Raw genomic sequence first — 22040 nt, forward strand, 5'->3', positions numbered from 1 at the left:
AGAAGGGTCCGCGAATGAGCACCGACACCTCCGACGTCCTCGTCGACCTGACCGACGGCGTCCTGCGCATCACCATCGACCGGCCGGCCCGGATGAACTCTGTGACCATCGAGACCCTGAACGCGGCCGCGGATACCCTCGACAAGCACGTCGGTGACGCCGCGGTCCGCGTCGTGCTGCTGACCGGCAGTGGGAGGGCGTTCTGCACCGGGGCCGACCTGTCCACGGTCGGTGACGTGTCCGGTCCGCCGGACGGGTCCACCATCGACGCCGCGAACCGTCTCGTCGCCGCGCTGCGGGCGTTCCCGCGCCCCGTCGTCGCCGCCGTCAACGGTCCGGCCGCCGGGGTCGGGGTCTCGCTCGCGCTCGGCGCGGACCTGACGGTCGCCACCGAATCGAGTTACCTGCTGCTCGCGTTCACGAAGATCGGTCTGATGCCCGACGGCGGTGCGACTGCGCTCGTCGCCGCGTCCGTCGGGCGGGCCCGTGCACTGAAGATGGCGCTGCTCGCCGAGAGGCTACCCGCGGTGGAGGCGTTCGAGGCCGGGCTGATCGCGCAGGTTTTCCCGGACGCCACCTTCGCCGAAGACGTCGAGGGGCTGGTGCGCGGGCTCGTCGACGGGCCGTCGGATGCGTTCGCGGCCACCAAGACTGCGATCAACGATGCCACCCTCGGTCAGCTCGAACCCGCGTTCGCGCGCGAGCGTGCCGGTCAACTGGACCTGCTCGCCGCCGCCGCCTTCGCGGAGGGTGTCGATGCGTTCCTCAACAAGCGGCCGGCGGTCTTCCGCCGCTGACCAGCTGTGAGTCCTTCAGGCCCGCCTGGGGGCCACAAGGACTCACGGGCGCGTAGCGCCAACGGTTTTCAGCGCGATCGCCGCGTACTTTCCCGCAACCTCCTCCGGGGAGAGAGTGCCCTCCGCGTGGTACCAGCGGGGGATGGACTGGCACATCCCGAGCAGGGCGCGGGTGGTCTCCGCGGGGTCGTCGACGTCGAAAGCGCCTGTGGCGGTGCCGTCCTCGACGATGCCGAGCACCAGGTCCTCGACGCCCTTGCGGACGGTGCGGTAGCGCTGCCGGTTCTCCGGGCTCAGGTACCGGACCTCGCCCTCGAGCGCCGCGAGCCGGGCCCGCTCGGTCATCCGCAGCACGATGGCCTCGACGACGTTGGACAGTCGCTGCGCCGGGTCGTCGCCGCCGTCGGCGTCCGCGGCGTGCGCGCGGGCCAGCACGTCGCTGGTGGACAGTTCGAGCAGGGCGATCAGCAGGCCTTCCTTGCTGTCGTGGTGGTAGTAGAGGGCGGGCACGGTCACCCCGACCCGTCGGGCCACCTCGCGCACGGTCGTGCCGTGAAACCCCAGCTCGTGGAAGGCGTCGAGCGAGGCGGACAGGATGGGGCTGAGCTCCAGGTGCTCGAGGCGGCGCCAGTCGACTCTCTCGGCGTCGTCGGCCGCCCCGTCAGCGGGCTGTCCCATTACCGTCCCCAACCTGTCGATCGCTCAGCGCAGTGGTGTCGAGGATACCGGGACGAAACGTGCCGACCTCGATGGCTGCGTACCGCATGCGAAAGGCATTGCTCAGCACCCTGTTTCGGTGACCAGGTCCGCGATCGCCCGACGGAGTCGGGCGTCGGTCCCCGGGCTCAGCGTGGTCCACGCGACGCCGTCCGCGGACACGCTCGAGGTGCCGACGATCCGGCCCCGGTCGGTATGGAAGACCGTCACCGGCCCGCCGACCTGCGTGACGGCCGCGTCGGCGTGCCGGATACCGACGATCTCGGCGTGCGCGCGGCGTCCCGCCAGAGCGGCCGCGAGGGTGCCGGCATCGACCTCGGTGACCCCGATCTCGGTCAGTCGTCGGGCGGTGGACACTCGATTCGCGCAGTCCTCGAGCGCGCCGATCAGCAGGTCGGTCGGCGCGTTCACCGGACCGAAGTCGAGCGGTGCCGCGCGGCCGACCGCATCGAGCAACAGTTCCGGGCCCTGGCCCTCGGATGGTTGCAGCACATAGGAATTCGGTCCGCGCAGGGCCAGCAACTCGCCGGCCGTGCCGTGTACCAGGCACAGGCGCGAGATCTCCGCCTGTCCAGTGGTGTACCAGCGCAGTGCGATCTCGGCGCTCGGCCGGGCGAGTAGGGCCAGCCAGTCCGCCACGTCCGGATGCGGCGCCCCCGCGGGCAGCAACCCCCGACCGGTCAAGCTCTCCTGCGCGTCGGTGAACGCGGCGTCGCGCGCGGCGGCGGAGTCGAAGCGCGGACCCGCATCGAGCACCACCGGCAACTCGTCGACCGCGAGCAGGTGGACCAGCAGGTCCAGCTCGTCGAGGTCGAGCGTCACCGATCCGAGGCTGTCGGTCGGCGCGACGAACGGACTCACTGCGGATCCGCCCCGATCACGGACGGGATCACCACGCGGCCGTCGCTGAAGTGCTCGAGGCCCTTCAGGTAGTCCGGAGTGCGGTGCTCCTCGTCGTCCTGGCCGATTCCGCGGCCGGCGCCCGCGGTGGCGGACCCCATGTGACCGACGCGGGGCGCCGTCGCTGCCGTGTCGCCCCGCACGAGGTCGGCGCCGACGGTTCCGGTCGCAGCGCTCCCGCGGCCGAACACGGGCGAGGCCGCGTCGCCCGACGCGGCGGCCCCCCAGCCGTCGGGCAGGACCGCTCGGCCGATGCCACCGGAGCCGGCGGTCACCCCCGCGCCGGGTGCGCCCCGGCCGGGCGCACCCGAGAGGCCGGCCGTGCCGACCGACCGGGTGGCCGCGGACCCGCCGCGCGTGGTGTTCGTTCCGGCGGTGCCCCCCACGGGACCGCCGATGACGGGACCACCGACGCCCCCGCCGCCGGTGAGCGCGGAGATCGCGGCCGGGGCGAGTGACGCGGTGGTCGAGGCGACGGAGCTGAAGCCGGAACCGGCAATGCTGCCCGCCTGCGTGGCCGCGCTGATCACGGCCGGGTTCTGTGCCTGAGCCATCACCGCGCCGAGCGCGGCCTGCGCCGGGTTCACCGCAGCGTCGGCCGTGATCGTGCTCGGCGGCACCGCATCGGGTGCGTCCGCCCGCGACGTTCCGAGCCCGTTGGCCAGCGGCGGTGGGGGAGTGAAGCTCTGCGGCACCGACACGATGCTCGACGCGGCCTCGTAGGCCTCCATCACCAGGGCCGCCCGTACGTCCATGGCGCGGTCCGCGGCCTCGGCGGCGGCGCCGGCCCCCGCCAGCGCACCGCCGGTGGTGTACGCGGCGGCCTTCGCGGTCTTGACCGCGGCGATTTCCACGAGGCTGGGCATCGCGATCCGGGCGACCGTGTGCGCGCCGGCCTCGGTCGCGGCCTTGGCGGCAGTCTCGGCGGCCATCGCGCCCGCCGTCTCGGTCCAGGCGTGGAACGGAATCAGCTTCGCCAGAGCGGTGTCGAAGGCGAGGCCCTGCCACCCGGCCCCCAGTTCACCCATCACGCTGGTCAGGGTGGCTGTCGCGTCGGCCATGCTGGCGGCGAGGGCGGTCCAGGCGGAGCTCGCGGCGGACAGCTGGACCGGTCCGACTCCCGCGTTGAGCGAGGTCGAGTTCCAGGTGGCGCCGCGGGGCAGCCAGACGACGCCGGTGAATCCGATGGTCATGTCGATTACTCCTCGGGATGCTGGTGGCGCGCGGTCACATGCCCGCGGCGAGCGAGGCGCCGAAGCTGTGGTCGAGGCCCTGGTACTCGGCGGCGTGCTTGCGCAGCGTCGCGGCGGCGGTCCGAAGTTCGGTGATCCCGGTGGCAGCCGAGGGAAGGAAGCTGTCCGCGACCGAATTGAAGAAGCCGGCGGCCATCGTCGACACCTCCTCGGTACCCGCGGGCGCCATGTGCAGCGCCGGGCCGTTGACGTGGACGGCCGCCTCGAGGCGATCCGCGAGGGCCTCGAGCTGCGCGGCAGCGGAGATCAGGGCGTCGGGAGAGACGTACACGTGGCCTGGCATGGGTCTCGGCCTCCTGAGTGTCGACAAAGCGGGGATTCGACGAAGCGAGCTCGCTGAGATTGATCCGTCAGGAGTTTGGACGCGGCGCACGACTGCGCGGTTCCGCCGAATTGGCCGTGGCTCCGGGGAGAGCCCGGGACCGCGCTCAGCCCCACCCGAGCTGATGCAGCCGCTCTTCCTCGATGCCGAAGTAGTGCGCGATCTCGTGGATGACCGTCACCGCGACCTCCTCGACCACCTGCTCCTCGCTGTCGCACATCTCCAGCAGCGCCTCGCGGTAGATGGTGATGGTGTCGGGCAGTGAGCCGCCGTAGTGGCTGTCGCGCTCGGTCAGCGCGATGCCGTGGTAGAGCCCGAGCAGGCCGGGGTCGTGCTCGTCGCGGTCCTCGACCAGCACGACGACATTGTCGATCGCCCGCGCGAGTTCCGGAGGGATCAGGTCGAGGGCCTCCGAGACCAATTCCTCGAAGCGGTCCTCGGTCATGGTTACGGCCACGTCAGTTACCCAACGGAGCGGCGCCGGGCAGCGGTACCGGCCGGGACCGTCCCTCGGGTTCCGCGGGGGGTGCCACCGGGGGCGCGCCGTTGATCAGGATGTCGCCCTTCGCGGAGTTGGTGATCGGGGCGAACCCGCCGCTGTCGAGTTCCTTGCCGACCGAGCAGTTGACCTTCCGGCTGCCCGCGAGCCAGCTGCTGAGCTCGATGTTGTCCCAGAACAGGGTCAGGGTCTTGTTCCGCAACGCGTCGGGGGAACCGAGGTACTCGTTCGCCGCCTGCGTGCAGGTCTCCTCGAGGTACTTGTCCTGGTCGGCGACCGGGGGGAAGCCGCCCGGGAACTTGGCGCCCATGTCGACGACGGAGATCACCTCGAAGGCGTGCGGCTCCGAGCAGTCCACCGGATCGGCGGGCACGTTCTGGTTGATGCCGATGCAGGTGCCCGCGTCCCACACCTTCGACTCGTCCTGGCCCGCGACGCTCCCGACGATCGGCAGCAGGGTGCCGGTGGTGCCGGAGCGCTGCAACCCGCAGCGCAGGGTGCGCTCGCCGGCCGCCCAGCCGGCCTCGCCGGGGTTGATCAGCCCGACGCTGAACTTGCCGTTGGGGTCGTATCGGGCGCCGAGGTACTCGACGACCGCGGGCGCGCAGTGCTCGTTGCGGAGCTGGGAGAAGCGCAGCACTCCGGGGAAGCGGGAGCCGGGGCCGAATTCGGCGCCGGGGAAGATGCTCAGGTCCACCTCGGAGGCCACCTCGAACAGGTGCTTGTCCGAGCACTCGACCTTGGTCAGGTCGCTGGCGTCCTCCTTCGACCAGGTCAGGCAGTCACCCGCACCCGCCGTACCGAACGCCTTGCCCGCGACCGCGCCGGTCGACATCGGTCCTCCGCTGTTCGGGTGGGTCGTGAGGTCGCCGCTGTTGTCGAAGCCGCCCGAGATGACCACGGTCGCGATTGCGGCGATCACCGCGCCCAACGCGATCGCCACGAGTCCGCGGCGGGTGGTCCGGGCCGACATGTGACGTCCGGACAGCCTGTTCACCAGGGGTCCGAGCGCAGCGGGTGCCTCGCCGGTCCGGGCCCGCGTATCGTCCGCGGGCCCGGTGCTCGGGTCGGTGTTGTCGGGGGTGTGTTCGTCGGACATCGCCCTCCATCATGCCTGCCTGTCGAGACGAAGCCGATCTTTCCGGTGCCTGCCGCCGTCCGCGTCGAAACCGAAATGAGCGCCGCGGGGCGACCAAGTAGGGTTTGTGCTTGTGATTGACCTTAAATTCCTGCGCGAGAATCCCGACGTCGTCCGCGAGTCACAGCGCACCAGGGGCGAGGATCCCGGGCTGGTCGATGCGCTGCTCGCCGCCGACGAGTCCCGCCGCGCCGCGGTGCTCGCGGGTGACAACCTGCGGGCGGAGCAGAAGACGCTCGGGAAGAAGGTCGGGCAGGCGTCCGCGGAGGAGCGGCCCGCCCTGCTCGCCGGGTCGAAGGAGCTGGCGCAGAAGGTCAAGGACGCCGAGGCCGCGCAGCACGAGGCCGACGCCGCACTCACCGCCGCCCAGCGCGCGATCTCCAACATCGTCCAGGACGGCGCGCCCGCCGGCGGCGAGGACGACTTCATCACCCTCGACACCGTCGGCGAGATCCCGTCGTTCGACTTCGAGCCGAAGGACCACCTCGAGCTGGGCGAGTCGTTGGGCCTGATCGACATGGAGCGCGGAGCCAAGGTCGCCGGTGCCCGGTTCTCCTTCCTCACCGGATACGGCGCGCTGCTGCAGCTCGGTCTGCTGCAGCTGGCCGCGCAGAAGGCGACCGCCAACGGCTTCACGATGATGATCCCGCCGGTGCTGGTGCGACCGGAGATCATGCAGGGCACCGGATTCCTCGGCCAGCACTCGGAGGAGGTGTACCACCTCGAGCAGGACGACCTCTATCTCGTCGGCACCTCCGAGGTTCCGCTCGCCGGCTACCACTCCGGCGAGATCCTCGACCTCGGCGCGGGGCCGAAGCGGTACGCCGGCTGGTCGTCGTGCTTCCGCCGCGAGGCGGGCAGCCACGGCAAGGACACCCGCGGCATCATCCGCGTGCACCAGTTCGACAAGGTCGAGATGTTCACCTACTGCAAGCCCGAGGACGCGGACGCCGAGCACCAGAAGCTGCTCGGCTGGGAGCGCGAGATGCTCGCCGCGATCGAGGTGCCGTACCGGGTGATCGACGTCGCCGGCGGCGACCTCGGCTCGTCGGCGGCGCGCAAGTTCGACTGCGAGGCGTGGGTGCCGACGCAGCAGCGCTACCGCGAGCTGTCGTCGACGTCGAACTGCACGACCTTCCAGGCGCGCAGGCTGAACGTGCGGTACCGCGACGAGAACGGCAAGCCGCAGATCGCCGCGACCCTCAACGGCACCCTCGCCACCACCCGGTGGATCGTCGCGATCCTGGAGAACCATCAGCAGGCCGACGGCAGCGTCACCGTGCCGGTCGCGTTGCAGCCGTTCGTCGGCACCGACGTCCTGCGGGCTCCGTAGTTCTTCCCTCTCCCTGGTGTTCCCGAATGGCCCATTCAGTCACTCAGAGTGACCGAATGGGCCATTCGGGACAGTGGGGTGGACGGTAGCGTCGGACGGTATGACCGACGAACCGATCGACCCCCAGCTGCAGGAGATCGCGCAACGAGTCTTCGACGCGGCGCGGTCGGGCGAGGCCTCGACCCTCGCCGCCTACCTCGACGCGGGTGTGCCGGTGAACCTCACCAACGGCACCGGCGACACCCTCGTGATGCTTGCCGCGTATCACGGGCACGTCGAGGCCGTTCAGTTGTTGATCGACCGGGGCGCCGACGTCGACCGGCTCAACGATCGCGGCCAGTCTCCGGTCGCAGGCGCGATCTTCAAGGGCGAGGAGGCGGTTGTCCGGGCGCTGGCGGCCGCCGGCGCCGACCCCCGTGCCGGGCACCCGACCGCCGTGGACGCCGCTGCGATGTTCGGCCGCGAGGACTACCTCGCGTTGTGGGAGCTTTCGTAGACGCCGAACGGGCGGTTACCGGACGATCGCCCGAGTGGGCGAAACGGTAACCACCCGTTCGGTGTTCGGTGCGCGGGGTCAGTCCAGGTCGCCGAAGCGGCCCTCGACCGCTGCCGTCCGGATCGACGACCGCATCGCCTCGCAGCCGCGAGTCAACGCCATGGCGTCGTCGCGGTCCGCGAGCGGCGCCAGCACCGGGCAGGCCGCGACCGCGTCCTCGGTCCACTGCACGCCGGTGTGCTCCCAGCTGAACTTCTCCACGAGCACGGCGACGCCGCACTCGCGGCACTGCACGGACTGCACGGGGTCAGCCCTGCGCGACCGCGCGGCGGGCGAGGTTCTCCTCGACCTCCTGCTTCCACGACTCGACCGGCCTGGTGGTGTCGAGTTCGAACTCGAACCGGTCGGTCATGTCGGACTTGACGTCATCGACGTCGACGTAGAACTGCTCGTACCAGCGGCGCAGCTGGTAGACGGGACCGTCCTGCTCGCACAGCAGCGGGTTGTCGATCCGGGTCTTGTTGCGCCAGATCTCGACGTCCTGCTCGAATCCCTTGTTGATGAACGAGCTCATCCCGTCGGCGAGCTTCTCCGCGGCCGCGGGTGCGAGGTGCTCGGAGTACTTGACGATCACCCCGTAGGTGAGCACGAAGGTGTTCTCGTCGATCGGGTAGTGGCAGTTGAGCAGGACCGCTTCGGAGTCGAAACCCTCGTAGTGGTACGTCAATTCGTCGATCATGAAGGCCGGGCCGTAGTAGGCGGCGACCGACGAGTTGCCCAGCGCCCGCGGCTCGCCGGGCTTGGCGGGCGGCCGGACGTCCTCGCGGGCGACGCCGTTCATGTACTGGGCGGCGACGTGCCCCTCGAAGACGTTGCGGAAGAACGTCGGGAACGACCCGTGCACGTAGAAGAAATGCGCCATGTCGACGTTGTTGTCGATCAGTTCCCGGACGTTCGTGTGCACGATCGTCTGCTTGAAGCCCTTCCAGTCCGTCCAGTCGTCGGCCAGGGCGCCCGGGATGCGGGGCGGGGCGACCTCCGCCGGCGGCGGGTTGCCCTCGGGATCGTTGTAGACGAACAGCAGACCGTCCTGGTCGAGGACGTGCCAGGCACGGGTGCGTGCGAGTGGCGGAACCCGTCGGGCGTAGGGGATTCCGGTGCACTTGCCGTTGCCGCCCCAGCGCCAGTCGTGGAACGGGCACGCGATCGAGTCACCCTTGACGGTGCCCCGGCTCAGGTCACCGCCCATGTGCCTGCAGTACGCGTCGAGGATCTTGATCTCGCCGGAGCTGTCGGCGAACACGACGAGCTTGGTGCCGAAGGCGTTGAGGGAGTGCGGCTTTCCGTCATTGAAGTCGCGGGACAGGCCAATGCAGTGCCAGCCGCGCGCGAACCGCTGCGGGGCGGCCTCCGCGTGAATCTCGCGAACCTCGTCGTTCTGTGCGGTGGTCATCGGGCGTGCTCCTTCCGGATCAGGCGGTGACGCGGGCGGCGTTGCCCGCGTCGACGGGCAGGACCGTGCCGCTGACGTGTGCGGCGGCCTCGGCGGTGAAGAACAGGACCGCGCGGGTGATCTCGGCGGGGTCGAGCCAGGCCACCGGCTGGGCGTGCAGGCCCCGCATGATGTCCTCGATGTCGTCCGGTCCCGGGTTCTCCAGGTCGGGACGCAGGTGCCGGTAGAGGGCGTCGTTGTGCAGCATCCCGGTGGCGATGTTGCCGGGGGCGATGGCGTTGACGGTGATCCCGTGCCCGGCCAGGTCGAGGGCGGCGCTCTTGGTCAGTCCGATCACCCCCCACTTCGAGGCGCAGTACGCAGCCATGTTGGTGTTGCCCATGCGGCCGAGCATCGAGGAGATCGTCACGATCCGGCCGTAGCCACGTTCGATCATGCCGGGGGAGACGGCGCCGAGGGTGTTGAACACGCCGGTCAGGTTGGTGCCGACCACCTCGTCCCACATCGCCGTGCTGGTGGACTGCACCGGTGCCGCCGCCGAGACCCCTGCATTCGCAACGGCGATGTCGATGCGGCCGAACTCGGCGGTGGCCCGGGCGACCACCTCGTCGAGCGCCGCGCGGTCCGCGACGTCCGCAACGGTCGCCAGGCAGCGGCCCCCGGCCGCCTCGACCAGTCGGACGGTCTCGGCGAGGTCCTCCTTGGTGGCCATCGGGTGGCCGATCACGTCCCGGTCCTCGCAGCGGTCGACCAGCACGACGTCCGCGCCGCGCTCCGCGTACGCGACCGCGTGGGAGCGGCCCTGACCTCGCGCGCCGCCGGTGATCAGCGCAACCCTGCCCTTGAAATCGTCCATCCGTGCCACCTCGCGTCGTCGGCTTCGCTCCAGTGAGCCAAAGACCGGCGACGCCGTGTGGCACCGTCCCGTTGGGTGAGACGGCGGTCACATGTCGGGTTCGTTGGGTGCCCGGTCACGCCCGGAGGTTCCCCAATGTCACATTGATGGCCCAGACGGGCATCAATGTGACATTGGGGAACTGGTGGCGGGGGGAGTCAGAGCTTGGTGGAGCGGAGCTCGTGGCCCTTCGACGTCTTGCAGCGACCGGTCTCGAGGTCCCACTGCCAGCCGTGCAGGTTGCAGGTGAGGTTGCTGCCGTCGACCACGCCGAACTTGGACAGGTCCGCCTTCAGGTGCGGGCAGCGACGCTGAATCTCGTAGCCACCCAACTCGATCGACGCGGAGTCGTCGTGAGCCTCGGCGAACCAGCCGTCCGCGTAGGCGATCCGCTCGTCGGTCAGGCACTTGAAGAAGGTGTAGAGGAATTCGTTGTAGCCGCCGACCCGCCAGGCCTCGAACCGGGTGGACAGGAAGATGGTGTTGACCCAGTCCGGCTCGTCGTCGCGCAGGACCGTCCGGACCAGCTCGGGTACGATGCGGAAACCGTAGCGGTACTTGCCTTCTCCCTCTATCGGCGCACGCACCGCGCGGTTGGGGAAGTCCAGGACCACCGTCTCGCCGCCCATCACCAGACCGACGGGGTAGCCGATGCCTTCGCAGATCAGGTCGGACTGAGCCATGATCGGCTCGAACTTCGCCCGCAGCGGTCCGAGCAGCGGTTCGCCCTCCGCGGGAGCCCAGCTCGCCTTCTCCTGTGCGAGCACCGGCGCCATGCGCTGCGCCATGTCCTCGATGTAGGCGGCCTTGTCGGAGAAGATCTTGTCGACCTCGGCGTCCGGGATCGGGTGGGACAGCGTCGCGTCCGCTCCGTGGATGTCGACGACGCTGCCCGGAATCATCAGCAGTCCACCGTCGTTGCCGTGGATGCGCATCTGCTCGAGGAAGACGATCTGGTCGGGGAAGATGTTGCCCTCGTCGCCGTGGTCGTCGTTGAGGTCGCGCAGCGCGGCGTCCAGGAACACCGGCGGTCCGGCCGACGGCACCACCCAGGTCGCGTCGACCTGCTCGATGTAGCTGCGGCAGCGGTCCATGCCGCGCTGGCGCTTCTGCTTGCCGAAGTTGCGCTTGGTGCCGGCCGGGATGTCGTAGACCATGGGGTACCAGATGGCGCCGGAGTACTGCAGCAGGTGGATGTCGATCTTGCCGAACTGCTCGCCGAGCACGTCCATGTCCACCGGGCGGGCGTCGTTCATGTTGAAACAGGTGGTCTCGCCGTCGGAGACGACGAGGCCGGAGTCGCCGATCGGGCCGTCGGCGGGGGCACGCAGCGCGATGATCATCACGTCGAGGTCGCCCTTGGGTCCGCTCACGGTGTGTTTGACCGAGTCCTGGGTCTCGAAGAACTTGGTGAAGCCCAGCTTCTCCAGTTCGCGGCGCAGGTCCGGCACCGGGTAGTCCGGCAGCAGCACGGTCGCGTCCTTGTTGACGTGCTTGCGCAGGTTCTCGGGATCGAAGTGGTCCTTGTGCAGGTGCGAGACGTACAGGTAGTCGACGTCGCCGAGCACGTCCCAGTCCAGGCCGGTGTTGTCCGGGAACGGGAACCAGGACGCGAAGTAGGCGGGGTTGACCCACGGATCGCACAGGATCGATCCCGCCTCGGTCTGGATGTGGAAACCGGCGTGTCCGACGCTCGTGACCTGCACTGGAATGCCTCCTGGAGATTTTCGACGCTCACCAGGGTAAGCGCCTCCGGTGCCGGTGCGTGTTTCTGGTGATCCCGGCCACGGAAAAGGCGCACCGGCGGCCGAGCTGCCAGGCGGCTAGTGTTGCCGACGTGGAACCCGTCTACAGAACGATCATCGGCATTGCTCGCACGGTCTTCGCCGCCCAGGGCCTGAAGTTCACGGTCACGGGCGACGAGAACATCCCGGCGCGGGGCGGGGCGGTGATCGCGGTCAACCACACCGGCTACATGGACTTCACCTACGCGGGGCTGCCGGTGCGCACTGTGAAGCGCTACATCCGCTTCATGGCGAAGAAGGAGGTCTTCGACAACAAGATCTCCGGTCCGATCATGCGCACCCTGCGGCACATCCCCGTCGACCGTGGGGCGGGCGCCGACTCCTACCGGGCGGCGGTGGAGGACCTGCGGGCCGGCGAGCTGGTCGGCGTCTACCCGGAGGCCACGATCAGCCGCAGCTTCGAGCTCAAGGAGTTCAAGTCGGGCGCGGCGCGGATGGCGATCGAGGCGGGTGTGCCGATCGTCCCGATGGTGATCTGGGGCGCGCAGCGGGTGTGGACCAAGGGGTATCCGAAGCGGCTGGGGCGCACCAACACCCCGATCTCGATCGCGGTCGGCGAGCCGATCCAGCCGTTCGAGCCGGCCAGTGAGCTGACGGCGCAACTCCATTCGACGATGGAGACGATGCTGCGCGCGCTGCAGGAGGGCTACGAACACCCGGCCGGGGCGTACTGGGTGCCGGCGCGGCTCGGCGGGGGTGCGCCGACCCTCGAGGAGGCGAACCGGATGGACGCCGAGGAGGCCGAGAAGAAGGCCGCCCGTCGGGCGCAGTCGTCGGACGGATCCTGACCGGTGCAGCCCGACCGTCAGGTGCGGGCCGGTCGCGCGTGAGGCGCAGGGTGCTGCTTGTCGCGGCCGGCGCGGTTGCTGCGGTGGGCGTCGTGGTGCTCGGCTCGATGGCCTGGATCATGGCTGCCTCGGCGGGCCACGTGCACGACCCGGCGGACGCGCCGGAGGCTCCCGTGGTGATCGTGCTCGGGGCGAAGGTCCAGGACGGGAAGCCGATGTCGTTCCTCGCCGGCCGGCTCGACGTCGCGGCGAAGATGGTGCGGGAGGGCAAGGCCCGCGCGGTGCTGGTCTCCGGTGACGCGAACGGCACCTCCGGGAACGAGATCGCCGCGATGACCGAGTACCTGGTCGCCGAGGGCATCGACCGCAAGTTGATCGTCGGCGACGATTTCGGCCTGGACACCTACGACACCTGCGCCCGCGCCGTGTCGACTTTCGGAGTTCGCAAGGCACTCATCGTCAGTCAGGGTTTCCACGTCTCGCGCGCGGTCGCGCTGTGCCGCCGCGCCGGTATCGAGGCCGACGGGGTCCGCGGGGACTGCGACTGCCGATTCATCACCGTCGCCCGGAACACCGTGCGCGAGTGGTTGGCCAGTCCCAAGGCGGTCGTCGACATGCTCAGCCGACGGGACCCGAAAGTTGTTTCTCCGCCGGACGATTCGATCGCACGGATTCTGGGAAGGCGCTGACGCAGTGGTGCGGTTGCGGAGTCCCACGACTCCGTAGCCGCACCACTGCGGCGAAGCCGCCTCAGCCGTTTCCAGGGTCACGAGGCGAGAGCGGGCACCGGCCGGTCCTCGAAGCGGGTGACCGTCGGGAAGCGCGCCGACCAGGTGGCCGCCGCGAGCGCACCGACCAACACGGCCGCGACACCGAGCAGCAGACCGCCGACGACATCGGTGAGCCAGTGCACCCCCAGATACAACCGGCTCGCCGCCACCGCGATCACCACCACGGTCGCCGACGCGGCCGCGACCGTCCGGCGTAGCGGTCCGACGCCGGCGGGCATCAGCACCAGCAGCGCGCCGAGCAGCGCGACCGTTCCGGTGACGTGACCGGACGGGAACGAGTAGTCGGTGGCGGCGGCGAGGTGCCCGACCCGCGACGGTCGGGGCCGCGCCACCACGTCCTTGACGACCACACTCGCGACCGCGGCCAGGGCGACGGTTCCGGCCAGCACCGCCGCGGGCAGCGCCGACCGGTGACGCCGGGCCAGCAGCGCCGCGACCGCGACCGCGACCACCGCAGTCGAGACGGGGCTGCCCGCCCGGGTCACCCACGTCGCCGCCGACACCAGTGCCGGCGACTGGTGTCCGGCGAACCACGAGCCGACGGCCGGGTCCGCGCGGGTGATCCATCCGGCGGTGCGCACCTGAACGGCAAGCAGGGCGAGCGCGGCGAGGAGCGATCCGATCCGGACCATCGACCACCCGAACGCCGTCCAGAACGAGACCTCTCCGCGCCGCCGGTTCCACCGGTCGGCGGCCAGCGACCCGGTGAACGCCAGTGCGCAGGCGCCGAGTGTCCACAGCGCCACTTCCGCGGTCGATTCTTCGGTGTGCAGCTCGGTGACCAGCACACGGACGGCGTCGATCGAGTGGGACATGGGCCAAGTGTCCGTCCGGCGCGCTGTGAGAACGCTGAGATCTGCTCCCGTTTCGGGGGAAGGATGGGTACAAAGGGAATGTGGCCCGCCGGGGTCACTGGAGGTGTGCATGCGGATCCTCTTGGTGGAGGACGAGGCCCGGCTGGCGGAGACCGTTCGCCGCGGACTCGCTGCGGAGGGATTCGTCGTCGAGATCGCCCGCGACGGCTTCGACGGACTCGAGTTGGCGTCGACCGGCGAGTTCGACGTGGTCGTGCTCGACATCATGCTGCCCGGCAAGCACGGTTACCAGGTGCTGCGCGAGCTGCGCGCCCGGGAGGTGTGGACCCCCGTGCTGATGCTGTCGGCGAAGGACGGCGAGTACGACCAGGCCGACGCGTTCGACCTCGGCGCCGACGACTACCTCACGAAACCGTTCTCGTTCGTGGTGCTGCTGGCACGGTTGCGCGCGCTGCTGCGGCGCGGCGCCCCGCAGCGGCCGGCGATCCTCGCCGCCGGCGAGCTGACGCTGGACCCCGCCCGGCGGCGGGTGGCGCGCGGTGAAGTCCCGCTCAGCCTCACTCCGCGCGAGTACGGCGTACTCGAATTCCTGTTGCGCAACAAAGGGAATGTGGTGACCAAGGCCGAGATCCTGCGCTCGGTCTGGGACAGCCACTACGAGGGCGACGACAACGTCGTCGAGGTGTACGTCGGCTACATCCGGCGCAAGATCGACGCCCCGTTCGGCACCGCGACCATCGACACCGTCCGCGGGGTCGGCTACCGACTCGTCGACGAGGGCTGATCCACCGGACTTCCCGAATCCGGCTGCGCCGCCGGCAGGGTCACGGTGAACACCGCACCGCCGCCGACGGCCTCGGCGACCTTCACCGTGCCGTGGTGCGAGCGGACGATCTGCTCGACGATCGCGAGCCCGAGGCCCGCGCCGCCCGAGGACCGGGTCCGCGTCGGGTCGAGCCGGACGAATCTCTCGAACACCCGGTCCCGGTCCGCCGGCTCGATACCGGGACCGTCGTCCGACACCGTGACCACCGCGACGCCCGACTCGCCGTGGCAGTCCAGGGTGACGGTGGAACGCGCGTGCCGGGCCGCGTTGTCGACGAGATTGCGGATCACCCGGCTCAACGCAGCACGATCACCGGTCACCCGGCACGGCTCGATCCGGGAAATCGTGTGCAGCGAACCGATTCCGCGCAGCCGGACCTCCTCTCCGTACAGCAGGTCGTCGAGGTCGACGTCGACCCGCTGCAGCTCGAGTCCCCCCTCGTCGGACCGGGCCAGCAACAGCAGGTCCTCCACCAGGTGGTGCATGCGCCGGGTCTCGGGCAGCAGCGAGTCGTCGATCAGCTGCGCGTCCACCAGGTCCGGTCTGCCCTGCGCGAGTTCGAGGGCGGCGGAGATGGTGGCCAGGGGACTGCGCAGTTCGTGCGAGGCGTCGCTGACGAAGCGTTGCTGTGCGAGCTGGCCGGCCTCGATCCGGGCCAGCATTGCGTTCATCGTCGCGGCCAACTGCGCGATCTCGTCGTGTGACGGAGGCACCGGCACACGCCGGCCGAGGTCGGGTCCGGAGATCGAGGCGACCTGCGTCCGAATGTCCTCGACCGGCCGCAGCGCCGCCCCGACCAGGCTGTAGGTGCCGAACACCACCAGCGCGACGATCGCCGGCGAGCCCACCGCCAGCAGGCCGCCGACCTTCTCCGCCACCAACTCGACCGGTTCGCGGTCCGCGCCGACCAGGACGGTGACCGTCCCGGCGCCCGAAGACGCGCCGAGCCCGGAGATCCAGTAGTCGGACGAGCCTCCGAGGCCCTTCACCCGCCCCAGGTCACGGGCCTCGCCGAGGTCCAGGATGCCCGGCACCAGCGCCGTGTCCGGGGCGCCGTTCGACCCGGCGAGGACGCGACCCTGGGCGTCGACGACCTGCACCGCGCCGATCTGGCTGTCGGTGGCGAGCAGCGACTGGTCGAGCTGTGCGGGCAATTCGCCGCGGAGTTGTCCGGCGATCTGGGTGGCGCGAGCGGCCGCGGCGTCCTGTGCCGAATGTTCGAGCGAGCGGAACAACACCAGCAGCAGGACGGCGCCCGCTATCGCCAGGCAGATCGTCACCACGACCGCTGCGGCGACCGCGGACCGGGTTCGCACGCTCCACCGCGACGGGTGCAACCAGCCCAGGTTCATGGAACACAGCCTGCCAGGCGGACACCTCTCAGCGCTTTCACAGCCTGCTACTGGGATCCTCACGGCCATGTCCGCCATCGAACGGCCCGCGTGTCGCGCACCACGGACCGGGTGGTCCATCGTGATATGGGCCAGAATCGGGTCATGGTGATGCATCGCCGGCAGTTCATGACCATGCTCGCGGCGGGCGCCTGCGCCGCCCTGTCCGGTTGCTCGACCGCCGACGGCGCTCCCGCTGTCGGAGAGGTCACACCCGCCCCGCCGCCCCCTCCGCCCGCGCCGACCACACCGCCCCTGCTGCCGCCGCCCGCGCTGAAGACCCCCCTGTCACCGGGCACGATCACTGCCCTGCCCGGACCGGGGTCGAGCATGGCACTGACGGTCGACGACGGGGCGAGCCCCGAGGTGGTGGCGGCATACGTGAAGTTCGCCAAGGACACCGGAGCCCGGTTCACCTTCTTTGTCACCGCGTCCTACGACTCGTGGACGGAAAGCCGGAAAGAGTTGCGTCCCTTGGTCGATTCCGGTCAGATCCAGCTGGCGAATCACACCTGGGACCACCCCGACCTGACCAAGCTCTCCGGCTCGGGCGTGGCGAGCCAACTGCAGCGCACCCGGGACTTCCTGAAGAACCAGTACGGCGTCGACGGCACGCCGTTCTATCGGCCCCCCTACGGATTTCACAACGGGACCGTCGACCGCGTCGCCGCAGACCTGGGCTACACGGTCCCCACCCTCTGGTACGGCTCGCTCTCGGATTCGGGGGTGATCACCGAGGACTACCTGCTCCAGTGCGCCCGCAAGTACTTCAACCCGCAGACGATCGTGATCGGGCACGCGAACCACCCGGCGGTCACGCACGTCTACCCGCAGCTGGTCGACATCATCAAGGAGCGCAAGCTGTCGATGGTCACGCTCGACGACGTGCTGGCGCGGCCGCGCCAGTGACGGTCGGATGCGGCCGCGGCGCGGTGGTCGTCGGTGCGGCAAGATGGTTGCGGTGCAGGACACCCGCCACGCCAAGCCCGAACTGATCGCCAGCGACGTCGACGGCACCCTGATCGACGACGACGAACGCGTCAGCCCCCGCACGCGAGCAGCGGTGCACGCCGCGCTCGACGACGGCGTTCCCTTCGTCCTCGCGACCGGCAGGCCCCCACGCTGGATCGGGCCGGTGGTCGACGGACTCGACTACGCGCCGCTCGCGGTGTGCGCGAACGGGGCGGTGCTCTACGACAGCTCCGCCGACCGGGTACTCAGCGCGGTGACCCTGTCCACCGAGACCCTGGCCTGGGTGGCCGAACTCGCCGAGTCCGCCCTGCCCGGCAGCGGCCTGGCCGCCGAGCGGGTCGGGGCCAGCGCACACGACGCCGCGACCCCGCAGTTCGTGAGTTCGCCCGGCTACGAGCATGCCTGGCTGAACCCGGACAACACCGAGACGTCGGACGAGGAGGTGCTCGCGCACCCGGCGGTCAAGCTGCTGATCCGGTTGCCCGGCATCGCGAGTTCGCACATGATCTCCCGGCTCGCCCCCCTCGTGGGCGACCGCGTCGACCTCACCTACTCGACGAACAACGGGCTGATCGAGGTGGCCGCGCCCGGCGTGACGAAGGCGTCGGGACTCGCCGTGCTCGCCGAACATCTCGGGATCACGGACTCGGCCGTCCTCGCATTCGGGGACATGCCCAATGACGTCCCGATGCTCTCGATGGCCCGGCACGGCGTCGCTGTGGCGAACGCGCACCGCGACGCGATCGCCGCCGCGGACGAGGTGACCGCCTCGAACTCCGCGGACGGCGTCGCCCGAATCCTCGAACGCTGGTGGACCTGACTCAGGCCGCCGGGGCGGGCTCGGTCGGAGCGGGGACCGGCGCCGGTTCCACGGGCACCGGAAGGGGTTCCGACGGTGCCGGAGGCGCGGCGTCGGCCGGGGGTAGCGCGTTCGCGTACGCCTCGTTGTAGGCCTTGAGGACGGTGGTGACCACGCCGGTCACCTCGTTGAAGACCAGTGAGCCGTTCTCGAAGTCGGCGCGTTTCCCGCCCGGCACCGAGTACTCGTCGCTGGTCGGCAACCCGAGCGAACCGGTGTCGAGACCGTTCTGCCGCCAGCTGTCGAAGATCTTGCCGAGCACCGTCCAGACCCCGCCGTTCGGGGAGGTCGCGATCGCACCGTTGGCGAACTTCACCAGCTTGAAGCCCGACTTCACCGGGATCTCACCGGTCTGCGAGGCGCCGAGCCTGCCGGTGTCGCCGCCCTCCGCGATCCACTTCTGCGCGATGGGCGTCTGGTCGGTGAGCTTGAGCAGTTCGCCGATCAGGACCCCGAGCGAACTCGCCGAGCCCGTGCCGGCGGCCGCCGGGGCCTGACCGGGAACCTCGGCCGCGGCCGCAGTCTTGTCGGGTGCGACGGCCAGGATCCCGCTGCCGCCACCGGGATTCGCCTTGGCGATCGCCCGGATCTCGTCCATCTTCGCGTAGGCAGCGTCGCCGGGGCAGCTGGTGTTGCCCACGTCGCGGTGCGCGAAGATGATCGGCAGGTCGACGGCCTCGCCCTGCGCGTACGGGGTGTACTCGGTGCCCTCGGACCACATCGTGGTCCGGCCGGTCGGGTCGAGTCCCGCCTTGGCCAGCCGCCATCCGAGGTACCTGCCGACCGCGTCGAGGGTCGCCTGCGGCGGGCTGACGGTGGAGAAGTCGCCCATCATCGCGATGCCCATGGTGTTCTCGTTGAACCCGCCGGCGTGGGCGCCCTGGACATTTCGGTCCAGCCCGCCCGAGCGGCCCTCGAAGATCTGGCCGTACTTGTCGACAAGCACGTTGTACCCGATGTCGCACCAGCCGAGCGTCTGCGCGTGGTACGCGTAGATGGATCGGACGATCTCGGCGGACTCGGCCTTGGTGTAGTCGTTGCTGCCCGCGGTGTGGTGCACGGTGGCACCGCCGAGCGAGTCGTCGTAGGTGGGCTCCTCGCAGCGCAACGACTCGTCGGCGCCCCACTGCGCGCGGGTGATCACCTTCGGGCCGGAACCGCCTACCGGAGAGGCGATGTCGGTCAGCGAGGTGTCCGCAGCGCCGGAACCCGGCTGGATCAGAACGGCGGTGACGGCGTCGGCCAGCTGTTGGGCGGGACCCTGGGCGTGCAGCGGGGTGCTCACCGCGGCGGGAGCGAAGGGGATCGGCGCCTGCGCCGGATCGGCCGGGGTCAACACGTTCGGCAGGGCGGGCGCCGGGGCGGGGTCGACCGCGCCGGTGGAGGGCAGGCCGGCGACGGCCTGCGCGGCCTTGGTCACGAGGACCTGGACCGCGGTGGTGTTCCCGACGAAAACCGGTTCGGTACCGGTCTTTCCGGTGGTGGTGCGGTCATTCTTGCGGGAGTCGACCTGCTCGGTCGCGAACCACGGACCCCAGGACCCGTCGGCCAGTTTGGCGCGGACCTTGGCGGCAGTGGCGCCGAGGTCGGAGGTCAGCGCGATCATGCTGAAGGGGGTGTCGCGGGTGATCTCCTTGACCGCGGTCCCGACCTGCTCCTCGACGCCGGCGGTGGGCGCCTGGGCCTGCGGGGCCGTCGATGCAGGGGGGAGCGGTGCCGCGACGTCGGCCGGTGCCGGCGTCAGTGCCGGTGCGGGGGCCGACGGCAGCGCGTCGAGCGGAAGCTTGAGCGTCTCCGGCAGCGTGATGCCGCCGGGCAGCGGGAGATTCTGCGGCAGCGGGATCTCGCTGGGGAGCGGCAGCTTCTTCAGGTCGGAGAGCCGAACGTCGGGTAGGTCCAGACCGGTGATCTCCTTGAGTGGGATCACGATGTCGGGAATCTTTGCCAGGGCTACCTCGGCGATCTGGGTGGGGACCGCGGACGGTGCGGAGTCACTGGTGGATCGGACGCCCGAGGTGCTGGTGACGCCCCAGACCGCGACCGGAGTCGCGATGGCCAAGGCGGCGACCGTCCCCAGGACGATCGACGGCTTCGGTCGGCGGTGCGGCAAGTCGACTCCTCGTTGTTTCGCGCTCATTTGCACCGTGGTCGCGTCGCCTCGCACGGCTCGGCCACGATGGTGTTACTGATGTGACTGGAGTGACAGATGTTGCTAACACCGATCACTCTTGCAACACTAACCACAGTTCACCTAAGGCTCAACCTTAGCTTGAGACTCGACCGTTCTGCCCGTACTCACCACAGCGTGACGGTCCCGTGACCGGGCGTTCGGCTCCGTCGACGAGGAGACCTGACATGGCGAAGTTCCGCCGGAAGAATTCCATCCTGGGTACGGCCGTGCGTGGTCGCGGGAGGCCACTGTCCGCGCGTGCCGTCGCCCTGGCGGTGGTTCCCGCGTTGGCGGTCGGAGGCGCCGTCGGGCTGGTGCTCGTCGAGGGACCTGCTGCCCCCGCGGTGGCCCCGGTGGTCGCGGCCGACGCGCCCTTCACCCTGGTCGGTCACGGGCACGGTCACGGGCGCGGCATGGGTCAGTGGGGTGCCTACGGCTACGCACGTGGACAGGGATGGTCTGCCGAGCGCATCGTCGGCCACTACTACGGCGGGACGACGCTGGAAACGCAGGCGGACAAGCGAATCGGCGTTCGACTGATCGGACTCGACGGGAAGGACCTCGCCGTGCACTCCGACGCGGGGGCCCGCGTCGCCGGTCAGGAGGTCGCTCCCGGTGACGCCGTTCACCTGACTGCAACACCCGGCGGCGGTGCGAACGTCGTCATCACCAAGGGCTGCGACGGCGCGGTGGTGTGGCAGGGCGCGACCGATCACCCGTGGGTGGACCCGATCGACCTCGATGCCGACCGACCGGCGAACGAGCACCTGAAGCTGTGCGGCGGCAACGCTTTCCGCGGATCGATGGGAGTTGCCCTCGAGGGAACGGTGCCGCGGGTGGTCAACTTCGTCGACATGGAGGACTACCTGCTCGGTGTGGTGCCGGCGGAGTCCAAGGCGGAATGGGCGGATACCGGAGGCAAGGAGGCGCTGCGGGCGCAGGCCATCGCCGCACGCTCCTACGCGTCGGCGGAGAAGCGGTACGGCTACGCCGAGACGTGCGACACCCAGGACTGCCAGGTGTACGACGGGTCGGGCAAGGAGGATCCGCGGACCACCGAGGCGGTCCGAACCACGGCGGGCAAGGTCCTCGTCAGCGGGGGCCAACCGGTCTCGGCCGAATTCTCCTCTTCCACAGGCGGATACACCGCCGGTGGAGTGTTCTCGGCGGTCGAGGACCTCGGCGACGCGCTCTCGCCGACCCATGACTGGACCCAGACCCTGACCGCGGGTGACATCGCCAAGGCGTTCGGGGTCGGCGAGCTGCACTCGGTGAAGGTCACCTCCCGCAACAATCTCGGCGCCGACGGCGGCCGGGTGACCGGACTCGAGGTGGTCGGGTCGACCGGAACCGTGCAGGCCACCGGCAACGACGCGCGGGTCAAACTCGGCATCAAGTCGGACTGGTTCACCATCGCCGAGGGTCTCGGTGCACCCGCCCCGGTCGCGCCGCCCGCGGCGCCGCCCGCCCCGGGAGCCACGCCGGACCCGAACCCGGCCCCGGCGCCGGTCCCGCCGAGCGAGATCGAGAAGAAGTACGCCGAATTCGGTGGTCCGGCAGGCGTTCTCGGTGGTCCGCTCGGCCCGGAGATGTCCATGCCGGACGAGGCCGGGCGGTTCCGGATGTTCGAGCACGGTGCCATCGTCTGGACCGACGCAACCGGTGCCCAGGTCATCGACGCGAGCGTTCTGAAGTCCACGCTGCCCGGCACCGGTAGCGCGGGCTGAGGGCGAGTTGGGCGGAGTGCGCAGTCTCACCGAATCATGCAGTCCTGCTACCGTTCCTGCCATGAGCACGCGGCAACGCTAGCCCCGATCCGG

At 70.1% G+C, this 22040-nt stretch carries 22 protein-coding genes; 9 read left to right on the top strand and 13 right to left on the bottom strand.

Annotated features, from left to right (window positions below; translation table 11 throughout):
• Positions 1 to 14 precede the first annotated feature (14 nt).
• Complete coding sequence (locus FK531_RS01435; RefSeq protein WP_142094865.1) at positions 15 to 797, top strand: enoyl-CoA hydratase; 783 nt, start codon at positions 15 to 17, stop codon at positions 795 to 797.
• 42 nt (positions 798 to 839) lie between these two features.
• Here FK531_RS01435 and FK531_RS01440 read toward each other — a convergent pair whose 3' ends face one another.
• From FK531_RS01440 to FK531_RS01465, 6 genes are all read right to left on the bottom strand, one after another.
• Positions 840 to 1475 carry a TetR/AcrR family transcriptional regulator gene (locus FK531_RS01440; RefSeq protein ID WP_142094866.1) on the bottom strand — a complete coding sequence of 212 codons (636 nt, stop codon included), beginning with the start codon at positions 1473 to 1475 and terminating at the stop codon, positions 840 to 842.
• Between the two features lie 102 nt (positions 1476 to 1577).
• Positions 1578 to 2375 (bottom strand): ESX secretion-associated protein EspG, encoded by a 798-nt coding sequence (locus FK531_RS01445; RefSeq protein ID WP_142094867.1) that lies wholly within the window; start codon positions 2373 to 2375, stop codon positions 1578 to 1580.
• Positions 2372 to 3607: a PPE domain-containing protein gene (locus tag FK531_RS01450; protein WP_142094868.1), complete on the bottom strand. Its 1236-nt coding sequence runs from the start codon at positions 3605 to 3607 to the stop codon at positions 2372 to 2374. Before FK531_RS01450 ends, FK531_RS01445 begins: the two co-directional genes overlap by 4 nt.
• A gap of 34 nt (positions 3608 to 3641) precedes the next feature.
• Positions 3642 to 3950, bottom strand: coding sequence for a PE family protein (locus FK531_RS01455; protein ID WP_142094869.1), 309 nt, complete (start codon positions 3948 to 3950; stop codon positions 3642 to 3644).
• A gap of 145 nt (positions 3951 to 4095) precedes the next feature.
• Complete coding sequence (locus FK531_RS01460; RefSeq protein ID WP_142094870.1) at positions 4096 to 4446, bottom strand: metallopeptidase family protein; 351 nt, start codon at positions 4444 to 4446, stop codon at positions 4096 to 4098.
• Position 4447: 1 nt separating this feature from the next.
• The gene (locus FK531_RS01465; RefSeq protein WP_246097826.1) at positions 4448 to 5461 is read right to left on the bottom strand and encodes a septum formation family protein; all 1014 of its coding nucleotides are present in this window, start codon (positions 5459 to 5461) and stop codon (positions 4448 to 4450) included.
• A gap of 238 nt (positions 5462 to 5699) precedes the next feature.
• Between FK531_RS01465 and serS the strand changes: the two genes are divergently transcribed.
• On the top strand, positions 5700 to 6959 hold the full coding sequence (gene serS / locus FK531_RS01470; protein WP_142094872.1) for a serine--tRNA ligase: 1260 nt from the start codon (positions 5700 to 5702) through the stop codon (positions 6957 to 6959).
• A 100-nt stretch (positions 6960 to 7059) separates the two neighbouring features.
• Positions 7060 to 7455 (top strand): ankyrin repeat domain-containing protein, encoded by a 396-nt coding sequence (locus FK531_RS01475; RefSeq protein ID WP_142094873.1) that lies wholly within the window; start codon positions 7060 to 7062, stop codon positions 7453 to 7455.
• Positions 7456 to 7533: 78 nt separating this feature from the next.
• On the opposite strand, the gene FK531_RS01480 is transcribed toward FK531_RS01475, so the two are convergent.
• The 4 genes from FK531_RS01480 to FK531_RS01495 all read right to left on the bottom strand — a co-directional run bounded on the left by FK531_RS01480 (position 7534) and on the right by FK531_RS01495 (position 11509).
• A complete protein-coding gene (locus FK531_RS01480) occupies positions 7534 to 7758 on the bottom strand; it encodes a hypothetical protein (protein WP_142094874.1) in 225 nt (74 codons plus the stop codon).
• Between the two features lie 4 nt (positions 7759 to 7762).
• The gene (locus tag FK531_RS01485) at positions 7763 to 8908 is read right to left on the bottom strand and encodes a 3-ketosteroid-9-alpha-monooxygenase, oxygenase component (protein ID WP_142094875.1); all 1146 of its coding nucleotides are present in this window, start codon (positions 8906 to 8908) and stop codon (positions 7763 to 7765) included.
• A 19-nt stretch (positions 8909 to 8927) separates the two neighbouring features.
• Entirely contained in the window at positions 8928 to 9764 is an 837-nt protein-coding gene (locus tag FK531_RS01490) for a mycofactocin-coupled SDR family oxidoreductase (protein ID WP_142094876.1), read from the bottom strand.
• Positions 9765 to 9961: 197 nt separating this feature from the next.
• Positions 9962 to 11509, bottom strand: a complete 1548-nt coding sequence (locus tag FK531_RS01495) for a Rieske 2Fe-2S domain-containing protein (RefSeq protein ID WP_142094877.1) — start codon at positions 11507 to 11509, stop codon at positions 9962 to 9964.
• Between the two features lie 131 nt (positions 11510 to 11640).
• Between FK531_RS01495 and FK531_RS01500 the strand changes: the two genes are divergently transcribed.
• Both FK531_RS01500 and FK531_RS01505 read left to right on the top strand, forming a co-directional pair.
• On the top strand, positions 11641 to 12396 hold the full coding sequence (locus FK531_RS01500) for a lysophospholipid acyltransferase family protein (RefSeq protein WP_142094878.1): 756 nt from the start codon (positions 11641 to 11643) through the stop codon (positions 12394 to 12396).
• A 107-nt stretch (positions 12397 to 12503) separates the two neighbouring features.
• Positions 12504 to 13085, top strand: coding sequence for a SanA/YdcF family protein (locus FK531_RS01505; RefSeq protein WP_142095308.1), 582 nt, complete (start codon positions 12504 to 12506; stop codon positions 13083 to 13085).
• A 77-nt stretch (positions 13086 to 13162) separates the two neighbouring features.
• Here FK531_RS01505 and FK531_RS01510 read toward each other — a convergent pair whose 3' ends face one another.
• Complete coding sequence (locus FK531_RS01510) at positions 13163 to 14002, bottom strand: phosphatase PAP2 family protein (protein ID WP_181762769.1); 840 nt, start codon at positions 14000 to 14002, stop codon at positions 13163 to 13165.
• Positions 14003 to 14111: 109 nt separating this feature from the next.
• Here FK531_RS01510 and FK531_RS01515 point away from each other — a divergent pair, with 109 nt between their 5' ends.
• Complete coding sequence (locus FK531_RS01515; protein WP_142094880.1) at positions 14112 to 14786, top strand: response regulator transcription factor; 675 nt, start codon at positions 14112 to 14114, stop codon at positions 14784 to 14786.
• Here FK531_RS01515 and FK531_RS01520 read toward each other — a convergent pair.
• Positions 14762 to 16180, bottom strand: coding sequence for a HAMP domain-containing sensor histidine kinase (locus tag FK531_RS01520; protein WP_142094881.1), 1419 nt, complete (start codon positions 16178 to 16180; stop codon positions 14762 to 14764). The two genes, FK531_RS01515 and FK531_RS01520, sit on opposite strands and share 25 nt — an antisense overlap.
• A gap of 150 nt (positions 16181 to 16330) precedes the next feature.
• On the opposite strand from FK531_RS01520, the gene FK531_RS01525 reads away from it, so the two are divergent.
• Positions 16331 to 17128 (top strand): polysaccharide deacetylase family protein, encoded by a 798-nt coding sequence (locus tag FK531_RS01525; RefSeq protein WP_142095309.1) that lies wholly within the window; start codon positions 16331 to 16333, stop codon positions 17126 to 17128.
• Between the two features lie 43 nt (positions 17129 to 17171).
• A complete protein-coding gene (locus tag FK531_RS01530) occupies positions 17172 to 18011 on the top strand; it encodes an HAD family hydrolase (RefSeq protein WP_142094882.1) in 840 nt (279 codons plus the stop codon).
• A 1-nt stretch (position 18012) separates the two neighbouring features.
• On the opposite strand, the gene FK531_RS01535 is transcribed toward FK531_RS01530, so the two are convergent.
• Positions 18013 to 20160 (bottom strand): N-acetylmuramoyl-L-alanine amidase, encoded by a 2148-nt coding sequence (locus tag FK531_RS01535; RefSeq protein ID WP_142094883.1) that lies wholly within the window; start codon positions 20158 to 20160, stop codon positions 18013 to 18015.
• A gap of 245 nt (positions 20161 to 20405) precedes the next feature.
• Here FK531_RS01535 and FK531_RS01540 point away from each other — a divergent pair, with 245 nt between their 5' ends.
• The gene (locus FK531_RS01540) at positions 20406 to 21947 is read left to right on the top strand and encodes a SpoIID/LytB domain-containing protein (protein WP_142094884.1); all 1542 of its coding nucleotides are present in this window, start codon (positions 20406 to 20408) and stop codon (positions 21945 to 21947) included.
• The last annotated feature ends 93 nt before the right edge of the window (positions 21948 to 22040 follow it).

It is taken from the genome of Rhodococcus spelaei (assembly GCF_006704125.1).
Taxonomy (GTDB): Bacteria; Actinomycetota; Actinomycetes; order Mycobacteriales; family Mycobacteriaceae; genus Rhodococcus_G; species Rhodococcus_G spelaei.